At 74.0% G+C, this 20,903-nt stretch carries 3 protein-coding genes; all 3 read left to right on the top strand.

The window, feature by feature from the left end; translation table 11 throughout:
• Nucleotides 1-1,361 precede the first annotated feature (1,361 nt).
• Genes AB0F52_RS27240 through AB0F52_RS27230 form a run of 3 tightly spaced genes read left to right on the top strand, consistent with a single transcriptional unit; the run spans nucleotide 1,362 to nucleotide 20,862 of the window.
• Nucleotides 1,362-19,223: a non-ribosomal peptide synthase/polyketide synthase gene (locus AB0F52_RS27240; RefSeq protein ID WP_360176782.1), complete on the top strand. Its 17,862-nt coding sequence runs from the start codon at nucleotides 1,362-1,364 to the stop codon at nucleotides 19,221-19,223.
• A 30-nt stretch (nucleotides 19,224-19,253) separates the two neighbouring features.
• Nucleotides 19,254-19,454: an MbtH family NRPS accessory protein gene (locus AB0F52_RS27235; RefSeq protein ID WP_013224966.1), complete on the top strand. Its 201-nt coding sequence runs from the start codon at nucleotides 19,254-19,256 to the stop codon at nucleotides 19,452-19,454.
• Between the two features lie 49 nt (nucleotides 19,455-19,503).
• Entirely contained in the window at nucleotides 19,504-20,862 is a 1,359-nt protein-coding gene (locus AB0F52_RS27230) for a serine hydrolase domain-containing protein (RefSeq protein ID WP_360176778.1), read from the top strand.
• Nucleotides 20,863-20,903 lie beyond the last annotated feature (41 nt).

The raw sequence follows: 20,903 nt of genomic DNA, 5'->3' as shown, positions 1-20,903 counted from the left end.
TCTCCGTCTGCGCGGGTTCCGGTCGCGCTCGGAGTGGCAGGGGCAGTTGAGCTGGGTCGGTTCCGTCGCTGGGCTTGGGGCGAGCTCCGGTTGCGCTTGGGGCAGCTGAGGCGGACCGCATCTATCGGCGGGTCTGGCTTTGATTGGTGTCCGTCGGCGCGGGTCCCGGTCGCGCTTGAAGCGGCAGGGACGGTTGAACTGGATCGGCTCTGTCGGTGGGTCTGGTCGGCGGGTCTCTGGCAGGGTGGCTCCCGGTCGCGCTCGAAGCGGCAGGGCGGGCTGAGCCGGACCGGCTCTGTCGGCGGGTCTGGCCGAGTAATCTCCGTCGGCGCGGCCCGGTCGCGCCCGAAGCAGCCAAGCCCGGCCGAGCCGAACCGAACCCGCCGCCCGGATGGTCGAGGCGGTCCCGCCGACGGACGCGCGGCCGCCCCATCGCCACCGCCGCGGCCGCCGGCCCCGCCCCCCGCCCCCAGCCCCCAGCCCCAAGCCGCCGCACCCCACCCCGGTCCCCGGCCGAACTGTCCCCCAGCCGACCTCCGACTCCACCCCAGTTGAACGCCGTTCACCCCCGGCGCAATCAGGGACCGTCGCATTCCGGGGTCGGCTTTGCCCCGGTTGCCGGGACCCGTGAAGTATCTGTGTGATCGATCATTTGGCCGATGTGCCCCGCTCTTCCGTGTTACCCGCCAATCGGGTGATGTCCCGTAAGCTGAAACACATCTTGGAAAGTCGCTTACTTCGGCCGTCGGGCTCCGGGTGTCACCCGAGTGACGCGGCGTCTTCCCAGGTGAGCGCTCTGCGGGAAAGTCAAACCTCCCAATCGAGGTAACATTTTCCGGCAGAAGAGTGAACAGAAATCGACGCCGTACTACTCGCTGTCCGGGTAAACCGAGGCGATTTTTGGCAATTTTCGGCAATGCTCCGTTCGGCGGTACGAGCTAGGCGTTCACTAGGTAGCGTGATGCCAATCCGGCTGGTCTTGGGGGCACTTGACTGCCGGATGACCGGACCTGTTGCACGAAGAACGCTGGTTGTCGCGCGCGTTCGACGGTCGCTGGTGCCTAATCGGCTCAGCGGGGGTGCCGTCGAAATCGGAACTGTTTCCGGACGTTGCCGCGTGGCTGCACGCTGGAAAGGATCAATGTGTCTCGCCCTCGTTCCTGCGGGTTCGCCCGGTGTGTGGCACGCCGGGGCGATTTGTTGAACGAGTGGCAAAAAGCCGGTGGCCGAGGTGGGGGGTACGCCCGGATCCGACCACCTTTTATCGCGATTTCCCTGGTCGCGGGCCCCACCTGCGTGTCATCTCCCAGCGCCCGGATGGCCCTGCGCTGACCTCACCCGTGCTCGAAAGGTTCCCCGCAATGCCGCGATACGACGTCTCGGTTCCTGCCGCTGACGACGACAGATCGGTCCCCGCGCGCACCCTCGCCGGACTGTTCCAGGCCCAAGCCGGCCGCACCCCGGCGGCACCGGCGCTGACCGGCGCCGGGGGCACGCTGACCTACGCGACCGTCAACGCCCGGGCGAACCGGCTGGCGCGGCTGCTGATCCGGCACGGCGCCGGCCCGGAAAAGGTCGTCGCTCTCGTGCTGCCGCGGTCGGCCGACCTCGTCGTCGCGCAGCTCGCCGCGGCCAAGGCCGGAGCCGCCTTCCTGCCCGTCGATCCCGACCAGCCCGCCGAACGGCTCGCCTTCGTGCTCGCCGACGCCAACCCCGTGCTCGTCCTGACCCGCGGGAAAGTGAGCACCGAAGCCACCACCCTCGACCTCGGCGAACCCGGTCTGCTCGACGGCCTGCCCGACACCGACCCCGCCGACGCCGACCGGACGCGCCCGCTGCACCTCGACCACCCGGCCTACCTCATCTACACGTCCGGGTCGACCGGCGTCCCCAAGGGCGTGCTCGTCACCCACCGCGGCCTGGCCGGCTTCTTCGCCGCGATGCGGGAGCAGTACGACGTGCGGCCCGGCGACCGGGTCCTGGAGTTCTCCTCGCCGAGTTTCGACGCCTCGATCCTCGAGCTCGGCATGGCGCTGCCGCACGGGGCGGCGCTGGTCGTGCCGCCGCCCGGGCCGCTGCTGGGCGACCGGCTCGCGGACGTCCTGGCCGAGCACGAAGTCACCCACGCGCTCATCCCGCCGGTCGCGCTGGCCACGCTGTCCGCCGGGCACGCGGCCGGGCTGCCGGCCTTCCGCACGGTGATCGTCGGCGGGGACGCCTGTCCGCCCGAACTGGTTCGGACCTGGGCGCCCGGCCGCCAGATGATCAACTCCTACGGTCCCACCGAGTTCACCGTCGTCGCGACCTGGAGCGACCCGCTGGTCCCCGGGGGCACGCCCCCGATCGGCCACCCGCTGCCGGAGGCCACCGCGTACGTGCTCGACGAGGCGCTGCGCCCGGCGGCCACCGGCGAGCTCTACCTCGCCGGCCCGGAACTCGCCCGCGGGTACCTGGACCGGCCGGGGCTGACCGCGAGCCGGTTCGTGGCCGACCCGTTCGGCGAGCCCGGCACCCGGATGTACCGGACCGGTGACGTCGTCCGCCGCTCCGGCGACGGCGAGCTCGAGTTCGCCGGGCGGGCCGACCACCAGGTCAAGATCCGCGGGTTCCGGATCGAACCGGGCGAAATCGAAGCGCTGCTGCGCGAGCAGGAGGGGGTCCGCGAGGCGGTCGTCGTCGCCCGCGAGGACCAGCCCGGCGTCAAACGCCTGGTGGCCTACGTCGCCGGGGACGCCGATCCCGCGCAGCTGCGGTCCGCCGCGGCGGACCGGTTGCCGCCGTACATGGTCCCGGCCGCCTTCGTCGTGCTCGAGGCGATGCCGCTGACCCACCACGGCAAGCTCGACCGCGACGCGCTGCCCGAACCCGACTGGGCCGCCCAGGTCCGGGCCGCGCACACGGCGCCCCGCACGCCGGCCGAGCGCGCTCTCGCCGAGATCTGGGCGGACGTGCTGGGCGTGCCGGACATCGGCGTCGACGCGGACTTCTTCGAACTCGGCGGCGACTCCATCCTCGGGGCGCGGGCGCTCGCCCGGATCCGCGCCCGCTTCGGCGCCGAGCTGTCCCCGCGGGTCGTGTTCGACGCCCGCACCATCGCGAAGCTCGCCGAGCTGCTGCCGGCTCGATCCGGTGCCCCGGCCGGCCGGATCGAGCCCGTGCCCCACGACGCCGTGGTGCCGCTCTCGCCGGTCCAGCGCCGCCTCTGGGTGCTCGACCAGCAGAACCCCGGCAGCACCGAATACAACGCCGGGGTCGGTCTCACCCTCTCCGGCCCGCTGGACCGCGACGCCCTGCTCGCCGCGCTGGACGGGCTGGCCGCGCGCCACGAGTCGCTGCGGACCACGTTCCGGACCGTCGACGGCGAGGGCGTCCAGGTCGTCGCCGAAGAAGGCACCATCCCGCTGCGCGAAGCCGACGCCGAGACGGACCTGGACGCGCAGCTCGCGGCCGAACTGGACCGCCCCTTCGACCTGGCCGCCGGACCGCTCACGCGGGCCACGCTGATCCGCCGTGGCCCGGACGACCACCTGCTCCTGCTCTGCCAGCACCACATCATCACCGACGGCTGGTCCGTCGGCCTCCTCGTCGACGAATTCGCCACGCTCTACGCGGGGGAGAAGCCCGCGCCCTTGGACATCCGTTACCGCGACTACTCCCGCTGGCACCACGACCGGCTGGCCGGGCCGCTGCGCGAGCGGCAGCTGGCGTACTGGCGCGAGCAGCTCGCCGGCCTCGAACCCCTGGACCTGCCCACCGACCGGCCCCGGCCGCCCGTCCGCGCCGGCGAGGGCGCGATCCGCCGGTACACGCTGCCGGCGGAGCTGGCCGGCAACCTCGCCGAGCTGGGCCACGACACCGGCGCGACGCTGTTCACCACGCTGACCGCGCTCGTCCAGGTGCTGCTGGCCCGCTACACCGGGCAGGACGACGTCGCCGTCGGCACCGCGGTGTCCGGCCGCGACCACGACCAGCTCGAGCGGCTCGCCGGGTTCTTCGTCAACACCCTCGTCCTGCGGTCCGCGGTCGATCCGGCCCAGCCGTTCGACGCCTTCCTCGGCCGGGTCAAGGAAACGACGCTGGCGGCCTTCGCCGCCGCCGAAGTGCCCTTCGACCAGGTCGTCGACGACCTGCGGCCGGCCCGTGACCCGAGCCGGACCCCGCTGGTGCAGGTCCTGCTGGTGTTGCAGCAGGACCTCGTCCGGCCCCGGGAGGCGGGCGCCCTCCGCCTGGGCGAGCACGATCTGCCCCGCCCCCGGGCCCGGTTCGACCTGGTGCTGGAGTTCCAGCCGCAGGGCCGCAGTGTCGCCATCGAATACGACACCGCGCTCTTCGACGCCGAGACGATCGACCGGTTCGCCGGGCACCTGCGGGTGCTGGCCGAAGCGGTGGTCGCCGAGCCGCACCGGCCGGTGGCCGAGCTGCCGATCCTGGGTGACGCCGAGCTGGCGCACCTGGCCGAGCTGTCCCGCGGGCCGGTGCTCGAAGCGCCGGAAGCCACGCTGTCGCAGCTGTTCGAGGCCCAGGCGGCCCGCACGCCGGACGCGGTCGCCGTCGTGTGCGAGGACCGCTCGCTCACTTACCGGGAGCTCGACGAGCAGGCCAACCGGCTGGCCCGGGTGCTGGCCCGGCGGGGCGCCGGACCCGAGCGGTTCGTCGCCGTCTCCCTGCCGCGCACCGAACGGATCTTGGTGGCGCTGCTCGGCGTGCTCAAGTCCGGCGCCGCCTACCTCCCGGTCGACCCGGCCTACCCGGCCGACCGCAAGGAACTGATCCTCGACGACGCCGGTCCGGCTCTGCTGCTCATCCCGGACGGCCGGGGCCCGGGCGCCGTCCCCGCCCTCGCGTTCGACGACCCCGCCCTGCTCGACGGCGTCTCCGGCGCGCCGCTCGGCCGCGCCACGAACCCGGACCACCCCGCCTACGTGATCCACACCTCCGGCTCGACCGGCCGCCCCAAGGGCGTCGTGGTCGCCCATCGCAGCGCCGCGAACCTGATGGCGTGGGCGGAAACCGACTTCGCGGACGTCTTCCGCCCCGGGTCCACCGTGGTCGCTTCGACGTCGCTCAACTTCGACGTCTCGGTGTTCGAGATCTTCGCGCCGCTGATGACCGGCGCCACCGTCGAAATCGTGCGGGACGTGCTGGCCCTCGGCGAAGGCGAGCACACCGGCCGCCCGGTCGGCCTGGTCAGCGGCGTGCCTTCGGCGTTCGCCCAGCTGCTGGCCCAGGGCGCGGTGTCGGTGCGGCCGTCCACTGTGGTCCTGGCCGGTGAAGCGCTGACGCGGCACGCGTTGCTCGACATCCGGAAAGCGTTGCCCGGCAGCCGGATCGCCAACATCTACGGGCCCACCGAGTCCACTGTGTACGCCACCGCGTGGTACCACGACACCGACCGCACCCCGCCGATCGGCCGCCCGATCGCCGGCATCCGCGCCTGCGTCCTGGACCGCGGCATGCGGCCCGTACCCGTCGGCGTGCCCGGCGAACTGCACCTCGGCGGCGCCGGGGTGGCCCGTGGCTACCTCGGCCGGCCGGGCCTGACCGCCGGCCGGTTCGTGGCCGACCCCTTCGGCGAGCCGGGCGCCCGGATGTACCGGACCGGCGACGTCGTGCGCTGGACCGCCCGCGGTGAGCTGGAGTACCTCGGCCGCGCCGACGACCAGGTCAAGATCCGCGGCTTCCGGATCGAGCCCGGCGAGGTCGAAGCCGCGCTGCGGCAGCACCCGCAGGTCACCGAAGCGGTGGTGGTCGCGCGCACCGACGGCGGGCACCAGCGGCTGGTCGCCTACGTCGTGCCCGGGGCGCCCGCCGGCCTGCGCGAGTTCCTCGGCGCGTCGCTGCCCGCGCACCTCGTGCCGTCGGCGTTCGTCCCGCTCGACCGGCTGCCGCTCAACCCCAGCGGCAAGCTCGACCGGCGCGCCCTGCCCGCCCCCGACTGGGCGGGCGGCACCACCCGCGTCGCGCCGCGCACCGAGACCGAACGGCTCCTCGCCGCCATCTGGGCCGACGCCCTCGGGCTGCCCGAGGTCGGCGTCGAGGACAACTTCTTCGAGCTCGGCGGCGATTCGATCCTCAGCATCCGGCTGGTGTCCGAGGCGGCCAAAGCCGGCCTGCGGATCACCACCAAGGACGTCTTCCGGCACCAGACGATCGCCGCGCTCGCCGCCGCGGCCGGGGTGGCCGAGCCCGTGGCCGAGCGCCCCGCGGCCACCGGAGACGTCGTCGTCACGCCGATCCAGCACTGGTTCCTCGACACCGATCCGGCCGACCCGGACCACTTCGTCCAGCAGCTGAGCGTCCGGCTCGCCGACGACGTCGACGAAGACCGGCTGCGCGCGGCGGTGAACACCGTCGTCGCCCACCACGACGCCCTGCGGCTGCGCTTCCGCAAGAGCACCGAAGGCTGGACGCAGTTCCACGCCGAGCCCGGCGAGGCCGACGTCTTCGGCGCCGAGATCGACATCGAACACGGCCCGCTGGTGCGCGCGGACCTGGAAGGCACGACCCTGCGCCTGGCCGTGCACCACCTGGTGGTGGACGGCGTCTCCTGGCGGATCCTGCTGGAGGACATCGGCCACGCCTACCACGGGCGCGAGCCGGGTGCCCGGACGACGTCCTTCCAGGACTGGGCGAACCGGCTCGCCGAGCACGACTTCGCCGGCGACCTCCCGTACTGGCGGGCGGTCGAGGGCGCCCAGATCCCGCTGGACACCGACGGCGCCAACACGGTGGCGAGCACCCGCACGGTCACCACCCGGCTGGACGCCGAGCTGACCCGGGCGCTGCTGCAGGACGTCCCGGGCGTTTACCGCACCCAGGTCAACGACGTGCTGCTGGCCGCGCTCGGCGGGGCCCTGCGCCGCTGGAGCGGCGCCGACCGCGTGCTGGTCGACCTCGAAGGCCACGGCCGCGAGGACCTGTTCGACGACGTCGACCTGTCCCGCACGGTCGGCTGGTTCACCTCGATGTTCCCGGTGGCGCTCGCCGTCCCGGACGGGGACACCGGGAGGCTGCTCAAGTCCGTCAAGGAGCAGCTGCGCGCGATCCCGGCCCGCGGCCTGTCCTACGGCGTGCTGCGCCACCTCGCCGGGACCGCCCCCGCGGTGACGCCCCGGCTCAGCTTCAACTACCTCGGCCGCTTCGAGGTCGAAGGCGAGCTGTACCGGGGGATCGAGCGGGAACTCGAGCTCTCGCAGCACCCCGCCGACGTCCGCGCGCACGCCGTCGACGTCGTCGCCCGGGTCGCCGAGGGCCGCCTGGAGATCACCTGGTTCTACTCGGACCAGCTCCACGAGGAGGCCACCGTCCGCACGGTCGCCGACGACCTGGTCCACCGGCTGGCCGGGATCGTCGCGCACTGCACCGAGCCGGGCGCCGGCGGCCGCACGCCGTCGGACTTCCCGCTGGCCGGCCTCGACCAGGCCACGGTGGACCGGCTCGCCGGCGACGGCCGCGACGTCGAGGACATCTACCCGCTCACCCCGGCCCAGGCCGGCATGCTCTTCCACCGGCTCACCGGTGGCGGCCGGCACGCCTACCTCCAGCAGGTGACGTTCGTGATGAGCGACGTCCCCGACCCGGCCGCGCTCGCCCGCGCCTGGCAGCGGGTGGTGGACCGGACGCCGGTCCTGCGCACCCGGGTCGTCTGGGACGGCCTCGACGCCCCGGTGCAGGTGGTCCACCGGCAGGTCACCCTGCCCGTCGAGCTCCGGGACTGGACGTCCGCACCGGAAGACCTGGACACCGTGCTGGCGGCCGACCGGGACGCCGGCCTGGACCTGGGGGCGCTCCCGCTGATGCGGCTGCTGCTCGCGCGCGTCTCGGCGACCGAGGTCCGCGTGGTCTGGACGTTCCACCACCTGCTGCTGGACGGCTGGAGCCTCTTCCAGGTGCTCTCCGACGTCGCGGCGGCGCACGCCGGGCGTCCGCTGCCGGCCCGCCGGCCGTTCCGCGACCACGTCCGGTGGCTGTCCGAACAGGACCAGCCGGCGGCGGAAAGCTACTGGCGTGCAAGGCTTTCCGGGCGGCCCGAGCAGGCCCGTCTGCGCACCGACCGCCCTCGGTCCCCAGCGCACCCGGTCGAGTCGACGGCCTCGCTGCGGATCGGGCTGCCCGCCGGGCCGCTGCGCACCGCCGCGCAGCGCCACGGGCTGACCCTCAACACGCTCGTCCAGGGCGCCTGGGCGGTTTTGCTGGCCCGCCACACCGGCCGGCCGGAGGTCTGCTTCGGCACCACGGTCGCCGGGCGGCCCGCCGAACTGCCCGGGGCCGGGGAGATCACCGGCATGTTCATCACCACGCTGCCGGTCGTCGCCGACGTCGACGAGCGGGCGGCCGCCGTGGACTGGCTGCGCGGTCTCCAGGAGACCCAGGCCGAAGCCCGGCGGTTCGACCACCTTTCCCTGGCACGCCTGCAGAGCTGGGGCGGGGAGTTCGACAGCCTGCTCGTGTTCGAGAACTACCCGGTCACCGCGGAACTCGGGCTGCGCGACCTGCGGGGCGTGGAGACGACCAACTACCCGCTCAGCGTGGTCGCCTACCCCGGTGAGGAGCGCTTGGAGTTCCTGTTCGGCTACGACCCCGAGCTGTTCGACGCCGAGACGGTCGCCGGGTTCGCCGGGCACCTCGAGACCCTGCTGACCGAGCTCGCGACCCGGCCGCACGAGCCGCTTGCCCGGCTCCGCATGCTCGCCGACGCCGAGCGGCAAGCCGTTCTGGAGCAGGGGAACGGCGCCACGCAGGAGTACCCGGACACGACCGTGCCCGCCCTGTTCGCCGAGCAGGTCCGCCGCACCCCCGACGCGGTCGCCGTCACCGGCGAAGAAACCCTGACCTACGCCGAACTGGACGCCCGGGCGAACCGGCTGGCCCACCGCCTGCTCGCCCTCGGGGCGCGGCGGGACGGCCTGGTCGGGCTGCTGCTCGGCCGCTCCGCCGACGTCGTCGTCGCCGAACTGGCGGTGCTCAAGGCCGGCGGCGCGTACCTGCCGCTGGACGCCCGCGCACCCCGCAGCCGGCTGACGGCCCTGCTCGACGGGGTCCGCGTGCTGGTGACCGACGACGCCGGCCGGGCACTCGCCCAGGACGTCCACAGTGGACCGGTGGTGACCATCGGCGAAACCGGTGACGAGCCGTCCGAGACGCCGGATGTCCTGCTGCGGCCGGAAAACCTGGCGTACGTGATGTACACCTCGGGCTCGACCGGGACCCCCAAGGGGGTGGCCGTCAGCCACCGGGCCATCGTCGCACTGGCCCGGGAGCGGTCCTTCGCCGTCCCCGCCCACCAGACGGTGCTCATGCACTCCGCGCTGGCCTTCGACGCGTCGACGTACGAGCTGTGGGTGCCGTTGCTCAGCGGCGGCCGCGTGGTCGTCGCGCCGCCGGGGGACATCGACGCCGACGTGCTGCGCCGCGTGATCACCACGCACGGGGTGACCGGGCTGTTCATCACCGCGGGGCTGTTCCGCGTGCTGGCGCAGGAGGATCCCGGCTGCCTGCGCGGCGTCCGCGAGGTGTGGACCGGCGGCGAGGTGGTGCGCCCCGCCGCGGTGCAGCAGGTGTCGGACGCGTGCCCGGGGCTGACCGTGGTGGACGTCTACGGCCCCACCGAGACCACGACGTTCGCCACCCGGTACCCGCTGCCGCCGGGCGAGCCGGTGCCGGACGTGCTGCCGATCGGGCGGCCGCTGGACGACACGGCGGCCTACGTGCTCGACCACGGGCTGCGGCCGGTGCCGCCGGGCGCCGTCGGCGAGCTCTACCTGGCCGGCACCGGGCTGGCCCGCGGCTACCTCGGGCAGCCGGCGCTGACGGCGGAACGGTTCCTCGCCGACCCCTTCGGGGTGCCGGGGGCGCGGATGTACCGCACCGGCGACCTCGTCCGGTGGACCCGCGGCTCGCTTTCCGGGGGTCCGGGTGGCGAAGCCCCCGGCCCGGGGCAAAGCCCCGGTTGTCACAGCGTGCTGGAGTTCGTCGGCCGCGCCGACGACCAGGTGAAGATCCGCGGCTTCCGCGTCGAGCTCGGCGAGATCGAGACGGCGCTGACCGCCCACCCGGACGTGGCCGAAGCCGTCGTCGTCGCGGCCGAGCACGGCGGGTCCAAGCGGCTTGTCGCCTACGTCGTCGCGACCGGGACGCCGGACCTGCGCGAATTCCTGTTGCGCTCGCTGCCGGACTACCTCGTCCCGGCCGTGTTCGTGCCGCTCGAAGCCCTGCCGCTGAACGAAAACGGGAAGGTCGACCGCCGCGCGCTGCCCGCGCCCGACTTCGTCTCCGGGCTCGGCTACCGCGAGCCCGCCACGGACGCCGAGCGGCTGCTCGCCGGCATCTGGGCCGAGGTGCTGCGGGTCGAGCGGGTCGGTGCCGACGACAACTTCTTCGAGCTCGGCGGCGACTCGATCCTGAGCATCCAGGTGGTCTCCCGGGCCCGCCGGGCCGGCCTCGACCTGATGCCCGGCCAGGTGTTCGACCACCCGACCGTCGCCGCGCTCGCCCTCGCGGCCACCCCGGCCGCGCCCGCGGCCGTCGCCGACGCCGAACCGGTGACCGGCGGGATGCCGCTGACGCCGGTGCAGCACTGGTACCTCGACCCGCGGCCGGTGCACCCCGAACAGTTCGTGCAGTCCGTCGCGGTGGATCTGCCGGCCCCGCCGGACCCGGCCGTGCTGCGCCGCGCGCTGCGCGATCTCCAGCTGCACCACGACGCCCTGCGGCTGCGGTTCACCGCCGACGGCCCGCACCACGCCCCGGACGCCGGAGACGTCCTCGGCGCCACGATCGACCTCGAGCACGGGCCGCTGCTGCGCGCCGAACTGTCCGGCACGACGCTGACGCTCGCCGCCCACCACCTGGTCGTCGACGGCGTCTCGTGGCGGATCCTCCTGGAAGACCTGGAAACCCTGCTGGACGGCGGCGAACTCCCGGCCCGGACGACGTCCTTCCGCGACTGGGCGCGCACCCTGGCCCGCCACACGGCCGACGGCTTCTTCGACGGCGAACTCGCCCACTGGGCGGCGATCGACGCCGACCCGGCCCTGCCGGTCGACGCGACGGGCGAAAACACCTACGGCTCGGCCCGCTCGGTGGTCGTGCGGCTGCCCGCGGACGTGACCCGGTCGGTGCTGCACGACGTGCCGGGGGCCTACCGGACACAGGTCAACGACGTCCTGCTGACCGCGCTCGGCCGCGTCCTGCGCGACTGGACCGGCCGCGACCGCGTCCTGGTCGACCTCGAAGGCCACGGGCGCGAAGACCTGTTCCCCGGGATCGACCTCTCCCGCACGGTCGGCTGGTTCACCTCGATCTTCCCGGTGGAGCTGACCTCGTCCGGGGCGGACTGGGGCGAGGCCCTGAAGACGACGAAGGAACGGCTCCGCGCGATTCCCCGCCGGGGGATCGGCTACGGCGCCCTGCGCCACCTCGCCGGCACCGCCCCGCACCTCGACCCGCGGATCAGCTTCAACTACCTGGGCCGCTTCGACCACGGCGGCGGCCTGGGCGGCGCGGCGCACCCCGAGCAGACCCGTGCGCACCAGCTCGACGTCATCGGCGCGGTCGTCGGCGACGAGCTGGAACTGGCCTGGCAGTACTCGGCAGGCGTGCACACCGAGGCCACCGTCCGCCGGCTGGCCGGCGCCCTCCTCGAAGCGCTCACCGGGATCGCCGCGCACTGCGCCCGGCCGGACGCCGGCGGCCGCACCCCGTCGGACTTCCCCCTGGTCCGGTTGGATCAGTCCACAATAGACGGCTTGGTCGGTGATGGCCGCAGCGTCGAAGACATCTACCCGCTCACCCCGATGCAGTCGGGCATGGTCTTCCACAGCCTCGTCGACGGCGCGGCCGGGACCTACCTCAACCAGGTGCGGCTGCGGCTGACCGGCATCACCGACCCCGAGCGCCTCGCCCGGGCGTGGCAGCAGGTCGTCGCGGACACGCCGGTGCTGCGGACCCGCGTCGTCTGGGACGGCCTCGACGAGCCCGTGCAGGTCGTCGAGCGGGCCGTCACGGTCCCGGTCGTCCAGCTCGACTGGACGGCGCTGGACGACGACGAGCGGGCCCGCGAGCAGGAGCGGTTCCTCGAAGCGGACCGGGCCGAGGGCTTCGACCTGACGACCGCGCCGCTGCTGCGGCTGGCGTTCGCCCGGCTGCCCGGCGGCGACGTGCTGCTGGTGTGGACGTTCCACCACGTGCTGCTCGACGGCTGGAGCGCCGCGCAGGTGTTCGGCGAGGTGTGCGCCCGGTACGCGGGCGCCGCGACGCCGGGGCACCGCCCGCCGTTCCGCGAGTACCTGCGCTGGCTCGGCGAGCAGGACACCGCGGCCGCCGAAACGCACTGGCGCGAGCAGCTCGACGGCCTGCGGACACCGACGCCGCTGCCGTTCGACCGCCGCCCGGTCGAAGCCCACCGCGCGCGATCCGCCGCGTCGGTCCGGGTGTCGGCACCCGCCGACGGGCTGCGGGAGCTGGCCCGCCGCGCCGGCCTGACGCTCAACACGATCGTGCAGGGCGCCTGGGGACTCGTGCTTTCCCGCTACAGCGGGGAATCCGACGTCGTCTTCGGCACCACCGTGTCCGGCCGGCCGGCCGACCTGCCCGGTGTCGAGTCGATGGCCGGGCTGTTCATCAACACCCTGCCCGCCCCGGTGACCGTCCACGACGGACACACCGTGGCGGACTGGCTGCGCGAGCTGCAGGCGGGCCAGGCGCGCTCGCGCCGGTTCGACTTCGTGTCCCTCGCCCAGCTGCAGACCTGGGCGGGCGGCACCACGCTGTTCGACAGCATCCTCGTCTTCGAGAACTACCCGTTCGACACCGAAGCCGTGGCCGCGCACGGGATCGGCCTGCACGAGGAAGGCGAGCTGCAGCCGACCAACTACCCGCTCAGCGTCGTCGTCGCGCCGGGCGAGCGGCTGACGGTGACCTTCGACCACGACCCGGACCTGTTCGACCGGGCCACCATCGACCGGCTGGCCGGGCAGCTGCTGCTCGCCCTGGAGCGCATCGCCGCGGGCCCCGGCCTGCGGGTCGGCGAGCTCGACCTGCTGACCGACGGCGACCGCGAGCGAGTGCTGCGCACGTTCAACGACACCGCGCACCCGGTGGCCGAGGCCACGGTGGTGAGCCGGTTCGCCGAGCAGGTCCGCCGGACGCCGGACGCTCCGGCGGTCGGCGACCTGACCTACGCGGAGCTCGACGCCCGGGCCGACGGGCTCGCCGGCCGGCTGGCCGAGCTGGGTGTCGGCGTCGAGGACCGGGTGGGCCTGCTGCTGGAGCGGTCGGCCGACGTCGTCGTCGCCGAGCTGGCGGTGCTCAAGGCCGGGGCGGCGTACGTGCCGGTCGACCTGCGCGCACCCGCGAGCCGGATGCGGCTGGTCCTGGCCGAAGCGGGCGTTTCCGTGGTCGTCACCGATCGGTCCGAAGTGGACGTCCACGACGGACATGTCGTGCGGGTGGACGAGACCGGCCCGGCCGGTTCGGCGGATGCCGTGGTGCGGCCCGGGAACCTGGCCTACGTGATGTACACCTCCGGGTCGACGGGCCAGCCCAAGGGCGTGGCGGTGACCCACCGCGACATCGTCGCCCTCGCGTCCGACCGGTCGTTCGCGGGCGAGGCGCACCGGAGCGTGCTGCTGCACTCGCCGCAGGCGTTCGACGCCTCGACGTACGAGGTGTGGGTGCCGCTGCTCAACGGCGGCCGGGTGGTCGTCGCGCCACCGGGGGACGTGGACGCCGACGTCGTGCGCGAGGTCGTCGCCGGGCAGGGCGTCACCGCGCTCTGGCTGACCGCCGGGTTGTTCCGCCTGCTGGCGCAGGAGGATCCCGGCTGCCTGAGCGGGGTCGGTGAGGTGTGGACCGGCGGTGACGTCGTGCCTGCCGCGGCGGTTCGCCAGGTGCGCGAAGCATGCCCTGGGCTGACTGTCGTGGACGGTTACGGGCCCACGGAGACGACCACTTTCGCCAGCCGGCACTTCCTGGCGCCCGAAGACGCGGTGCCGGACGCGATGCCGATCGGGCGCCCGCTGGACAACATGGGCACCTACGTCTTGGACGAGGGGCTGCGGCCGGTTCCGCCGGGGGTCGCGGGCGAGCTGTTCATCGCCGGCGCCGGCGTATCTCGCGGCTACCTCGGCCGGCCCGGCCTCACCTCGGAACGGTTCATGGCCAATCCCTTCGAGGCGCCGGGTGCGCGGATGTACCGCACCGGGGACGTGGTCCGCTGGACGCGGGACGGCGTGCTGGAGTTCGTCGGCCGCGCCGACGACCAGGTGAAGATCCGCGGCTTCCGGATCGAGCTGGGCGAGATCGAGACGGCCCTGTCCGCCCACCCGGACGTCGCCGAAGCGGTCGTCGTCGCGCGGGACCGGCGGCTGGTCGCCTACGTCGTCACCACCGCGGGCACCGCCGACCTCCGGGCGTGGCTGCACCGCGACCTGCCCGACTACATGGTGCCGCCGGCCTTCGTGAAGCTCGACGCGCTTCCCCTGAGCGCCAACGGAAAGGTCGATCGCCGGGCGCTGCCGGAGCCCGCGGCGGAGCCGATGGCCGGGTACGTGCCACCGCGCACGGACACCGAACGCGTGCTCGCCGAGGTCTGGGCCGACGTGCTCGGCGTGCCCGGCGTCGGCGTCGAGGACAACTTCTTCGAGCTCGGCGGCGACTCGATCCTCAGCATCCAGGTCGTCTCCCGGGCCCGGCGCCACGGCCTCGCGCTCACCCCGCGCGACCTGTTCGCCCACCAGACCGTCGCCGCGCTGGCCGTCGCGGCGGGTTCGGCCGCGGTCACCGTGGCCGAGCAGGGGCCGGTCACCGGCTTCGCCGCGCTGACCCCGATCCAGCACTGGTTCTTCGCCGGGGACTTCGGTGACCCCGACGGGTTCACCCAGTCGGTCCGGATCGAGCGGGCCGAGCCGTTCGACGTCGAAACCCTGCGCGCGGCCCTGGCCACCCTGGCCGAGCACCACGACGCCCTGCGCATGCGGTTCACCGGCGGCGGCCAGGAGAACGCCCCGGCCGAACCGGCCGAGATCCTCGGCGCCGGGATCGACGTGACGAGCGGGCCGCTGCTCACCGCCGAACTCCTGGAGCCCGCCGCCCTGCGGCTGACGGTCAACCACCTCGTCGTCGACGGCGTGTCGTGGCGGATCCTTTTGGAGGACCTGGAAACCGCCTACCTCGGTGGCCCGCTGCCGCCGAAGACGACGTCGTTCCGCGACTGGGCCAACCGGCTCGCCGCGCACGCCGAGGCCGGCGGCTTCGACGACGAACTGCCGTACTGGCGCGAAGCGCTCGCCGTCGACCCTGCTTTGCCGGTCGACACTGCCTTGCCAGTCGACATTGCCTTGCCGATCGACACTGCCTTGCCGATCGACGCCGGCGGTTCGGCCGGGGGCACCGGCACGGTCACCACGCGCCTGGACCCCGACCTGACGCGGGCGCTGCTGCAGGACGTCCCGGCTGCCTACCGGACGCAGGTCAACGACGTGCTGCTGGCCGCGCTGGGCCGGGTGCTGGCCCGCTGGACCGGCCGCGACGGCGTGCTGATCGACCTGGAGGGCCACGGCCGCGAGGACCTGTTCGACGATGTCGACCTGTCCCGCACGGTCGGCTGGTTCACCTCGCTCTACCCGGTGGCGCTGCGGATCGACGACGGCTGGGGCGCGCTGCTCAAGTCGGTGAAGGAACAGCTGCGCGCGGTGCCCCGCCGCGGGGTGGGCTTCGGCGCGCTGCGGTACCTGACCGGGACCGCGCCCGCGCTGCGGCCCGAGATCAGCTTCAACTACCTGGGCCGGCTCGACGGTGCCGCCGGCAGCCTCGACTCTTCGGTCGGCGAAGGGGCGGGCCGGGCCCACCTGCTCGACGTCGTCGGCCGGGTGGACCGGGAAACCCTGGAACTGACCTGGTACTACGCACGTGACACGCACACCGCCGCCACGGTGGAGCGCCTGGCCGCCGAACTGGTGGCCGCGCTGGGCGAAGCCGTGGCGCACTGCGCCGAACCCGGCGCGGGGGGCCGCACCCCGAGCGATTTCCCGCTGGCCAAGCTGAACCAGCGGCAGGTGGACCGGATCGCCGGCGACGGCCGCGGGGTGGCCGACGTGCACCCGCTCACGCCGATGCAGGCGGGCATGGTCTTCCACGGCCTTTCCCAGGAATCCCAGGGCGTCTACTTCGAACAGGTCACCGCGGTCCTCGATGGCGTGGCCGAGCCGCGGTTCCTGGCCGAAGCGTGGCAGCACGTCGTCGACCGGACGCCGGTCCTGCGCGGCAGCGTCGTGTGGGAGGACGTCCCGGAGCCGCTGCTGGTGGTCCACCGCGAAGCACGGGTGCCGGTCACCGAGCTCGACTGGCGGGATCGCGACCGCGAGGAAGCCCTGCGCGAGCTGCTCGCGAGTGACCGTGCCAAGCCGTTCGACCTGGCAGCCGCGCCGCTGGTGCGGGTCACCCTGGCCCGGCTGCCGGGCGGCGCCGTCCAGCTCGTCTGGACCTTCCACCACGTCTTGCTGGACGGCTGGAGCGTCTTCCAGGTGCTGTCCGACGTCTGCACCGCCTACGCGGCCCTGCGCGACGGCACGCCGCCCGCCCTGCCGCACCGCCGTCCGTTCGGGGACTACGTCACGTGGCTGAGCGGCCAGACCGCCGAGGGCGCCGAAGAGTACTGGCGCCGCGAGCTCGCCGACGTCACCGAGCCGACGCCGCTGCCCTACGACCGGATCCCCGCGTTCGCCCACGAATCGAGCTCGTCGACGTGGGTCAGCCGCGATCTGGACGAAGCGGCCACCGGCCGGCTGGCGGCGTTCGCCCGGCGCGAGCGGCTCACCGTCAACGCCGTCGTGCAGGGGGCCTGGGCGCTGCTGCTGGCCCGGCACAGCGGCGAGGACGACGTCTGCTTCGGCGCCACCGTGTCCGGCCGCCCGGCCGGGCTGGCCGGCGTCGACGACATCACCGGCATCTTCATCAACACCCTGCCGGTGCGGGTGACCGCCGACCCGGCGGCCCCGGTCGCCGGCTGGCTGCGCGGCCTGCAGACCGCGCAGGCGGAATCGCGCCGGTTCGAGCACGTGCCGCTGACCGCGGTGCAGGCCTGGAGCGGGGTCGAGGGCGGCCGGAACCTGTTCGACAGCCTCGTGGTGTTCGAGAACTACCCGGTCACCGCCGACGATGTCGCCGCGCACGGGGTGCGGCTGCGGGACCTGCAGGCGATGGAGACGACGAACTACCCGCTCAGCGTCGTGGCCGCGCCCGGCCCGCGCTTGTCGCTCGGCCTGGGTTACGACCCGGCGCTGTTCGACGAAGCGACGATCCGGCGGCTGGCCCGGCGGCTCGAGCACCTCTTGACGGCGATCTCCGAAGACCCGGCCCGGCCGCTGCGGGAGTTCGACGTCCTCGATGCCGAGGAACGCGACGAGGTCCTCGTGGCCTTCAACGACACCGGCCACGAGGTCGCGCCGGCCACCCTCGCCGAGCTGATCGAGGCCCAGGCGGCTCGCACCCCCGACGCCGTCGCGGTGCTGTCCCGCGACGAACGGCTCACCTTCGCCGAACTCGACGCCCGCGCCGACCGGCTCGCGCGGCTGCTGGCCGCGCGCGGTGCCGGGCCGGAGCGGATCGTCGCGCTCGCCTTGCCGCGGTCGGTGGAGATCGTCGTCGCGCAGCTGGCCGTGCTGAAGACCGGTGCCGCGTACCTGCCGGTCGACCCGGACTACCCGGCCGAGCGGATCGCGTTCATGCTCGCCGACGCGCGGCCGGTCGTCGTGGTGACCCGGCCGGGGACGCCGCTGCCGGTGGAGAACGTGCTCGTCCTCGACGGCTCGGAAGCGCACGGACTGTGCTCAACCGGGGCTCCGCCCCGGGCCGGGGGCTCCGCCACCCGGAACCCCCGAAAAGCAGGTCCGGCCCCGCTCGGCCGGTCGGTGCCCTCGACCGCGCCGGCGTACGTCATCTACACCTCGGGTTCGACCGGCACCCCGAAGGGCGTCGTCGTCACCCACGCCGGGCTGGCGAGCTTCTCCGGGGCCGAAATCGCCCACTTCGACGTCCGGCCCGGCGACCGCGTGCTGCAGTTCTCTTCGCCGAGTTTCGACGCGTCGGTGCTGGAACTGTGCATGGCGCTGCCCTCCGGGGCCGCGCTCGTCGTGCCGCCGCCCGGGCCGCTGCTCGGCGAGCACCTGGCCGCCGTGCTGCGCGACGAAGGCGTCACCCACGCGCTGATCCCGCCGGTCGCCATGGCGAGCGTGCCCGACGTCGAGCTGCCCGCGTTCCGCACCCTGGTCGTCGGCGGCGAGGCCTGCCCCGCCGACCTGGTGGCCCGCTGGGCACCGGGCCGCCGGATGATCAACGCCTACGGGCCCACCGAAACCACGGTGGTGGCGACCTGGAGCGACCCCCTGGAACCCGGGGCCACCCCGCCGATCGGCCGCCCGATCCGCAACACCCGCGTCCGCGTCCTCGACGCCGCTCTCCGCCCGGTGCCGATCGGCGTCGCGGGGGAGCTGTACGTCTCCGGCGCCGGGCTCGCCCGCGGGTACCTCGACCGGCCGGGGCTGACCGCCACGCGGTTCCTCGCCGATCCGTTCGGGGCGCCGGGCATGCGGATGTACCGCACCGGTGACCTGGTGCGGTGGCGCGCCGACGGCACGCTCGAGTTCCTGGGCCGCGCCGACGACCAGGTGAAGATCCGCGGCTTCCGCATCGAGCCGGGCGAGATCGTGGCGGTGCTGCGCAAGCACCCGGGAGTCCGCGACGCCGCCGTCGTCGCGGACGGCCAGCGGCTGATCGCCTACGTCGTGGGCGACGCGGGGCCGGGGTTGCGTGAACACGTCGCGGCAGCCCTGCCGGCCCACTTCGTGCCCGCCGCGTTCGTCCGGCTCGACGCACTTCCGTTGACGGCCAACGGGAAACTGGACCGGCGGGCGCTGCCCGCCCCGGCCGCGCCGGAAGAGAGCGCGGGGTACGCGGCCCCGGAAACCGAGACCGAAGAGGTCCTCGCGGCCATCTGGGCCGAGGCGCTCGACCTCGACCGGGTCGGCGTCGAGGACAACTTCTTCGCCCTCGGCGGCGATTCACTGCGCAGCCTGCAGATCACGTCGATGACGAAGTCCGCCTTCGACGTGGAAATCACGCCCCGGGACGTGCTCACCGCCGGCACCGTGCTGGCGCTGGCGGAGCTCGTCGAAGAACGGGTCCTGCAGGACCTCGAACGGCTCGCCGCCGGCCACGACCACTGAACCGAAACCCTTACAGGAAGGTGAAAAGCCATGCAGGACGACGCCGAATTCCAGGTGCTGGTGAACGACGAGGGCCAGTACTCGCTGTGGCCGGTGGCCAACGAGGTCCCCGCGGGGTGGCGCGCCGACGGCTTCCGCGGCGGCCGCCAGGAGTGCATGGACCACGTCGACGAGGTGTGGACCGACATGCGGCCGCTGAGCCTGCAGCGGCAGATGGCCGCCGACGGCTGAGCCGGCGGCGCTCCCCGGCCCACCGAACCGACGCGGAAGGTCCCCTCTGATGCCCTCTCCTTCGACGTTTTCCCAGTCCATACCCGTGGTCCGGGACGTCCCGGACCCGCGGTCGCCCGCCGACGGCCGCCTCCAGCGGCTGCTCGCGGGGCTCGCCCACAAACACGGCGTCCCGGCCGCCCAGCTGGTCGTCCACGACGGCGGCCGGGCGGCGTCGGCCACGGCCGGCGAGATCACCGCCGAGGCGAAGTTCCCGGCCGGGTCCATCACCAAGGCGTTCACCGCGGCACTGGCGATGCTGCTCGTCGCCGACGGCGACCTCGACCCGGACGACCCGCTCGGCGAGCACCTGGACGGCCTCGGCCCCCAGGTCGGCAGACCCACCGTCGGGCAGGTGCTGAGCCACACCGGCGGGTTGCCGGCCGCGCTCGGCGCCGACGCGGACGGGGGCGGCTCGGCCCGCCGGTACCTGCGGGCCTGCCGCGACGCCGGGCTCGTCCAGCCGCCCGGGCTGGGCTTCTCCTACTCCAACGTCGGGTACGTCCTCACCGGCTACCTGGTCGAGGCCATCACCGGGATGAGCTGGTGGGAGGCGATGGACACGATGCTGCTCGGCGAACTCGGCATCGAGGCCGCGTTCGTCGTTGAGCCGGGTGCGCGGCGCCGGACCGCCGCCCACGTCAGCGGGCACGCCGTGCACGCGGCGACCGGCCGCGCCCGGCCGGTCGCGCAGACCCTGACCCCCGCGGAGGCCGCGGCCGGGGCGCTCGCGCTGAGCGCCGGGGACCTCGCCGCGTTCGGCCTGATGTGCTGCGGCGGCGACGGTCCGCTGCCGGCGGACCTGATCGACCTGATGCGCCGCCCGGTGCCGGGGGCGGAGCCGTTCGGGCTGGCCGACGGCTGGGGGCTCGGCCTGGCCGGCTACCGCGGCGCCGACGCGGACTGGACCGGCCACGACGGCACCGCCGACGGCACCTCCTGCCACCTGCGGATCGACGCCGAACACGGCCGGGTCGTCGCGCTCACCACCAACGGGAGCACCGGCTCGGCGCTGTGGACGGACCTGGTCGCGGCGCTGCGCGCCGAAGGCCTGCCGGTCGGCGACTACGAGCTGCCCCGCGACCTCGCCCGGGCCGCGCGCCCGGCCGCCGACCTGACCGGCCGCTACACCAACGGCGACCTCGAGTACCAGGTGGACGTCCGCGCGGACGGCGGCGCCGTGCTCGTCGTCGACGGCGAGGTCTACCCGGAGCTGGCGCTGCTGCGCGACGGGTCGTTCTCGGTACGCGAACCCGGCACCGGCCGGCGGATCATCGGCGGCCGCTTCCTGACCGACCCGGCCACCGGCACCGTCAGCGCCATGCAGGCCGGGGGCCGCGTCGCCCGGCGCCGCCGCCGCGCCTCCTGAGCTCCCGCCACCCCGGACCACCCGACTTCTGTCGTAAGGAC

It is taken from the genome of Amycolatopsis sp. NPDC024027, from assembly GCF_040638975.1.
Lineage (GTDB): Bacteria > Actinomycetota > Actinomycetes > Mycobacteriales > Pseudonocardiaceae > Amycolatopsis.
This window is presented reverse-complemented; position numbering and strand designations above follow the sequence as displayed.

Excerpts from the sequence above, each read along its gene's own strand:
- AB0F52_RS27230 (WP_360176778.1), top strand. The coding sequence starts at position 19,504 with ATGCCCTCTCCTTCGACGTTTTCCCAGTCCATACCCGTGGTCCGGGAC.
- AB0F52_RS27235 (WP_013224966.1), top strand. The coding sequence starts at position 19,254 with ATGCAGGACGACGCCGAATTCCAGGTGCTGGTGAACGACGAGGGCCAG.
- AB0F52_RS27240 (WP_360176782.1), top strand. The coding sequence starts at position 1,362 with ATGCCGCGATACGACGTCTCGGTTCCTGCCGCTGACGACGACAGATCG.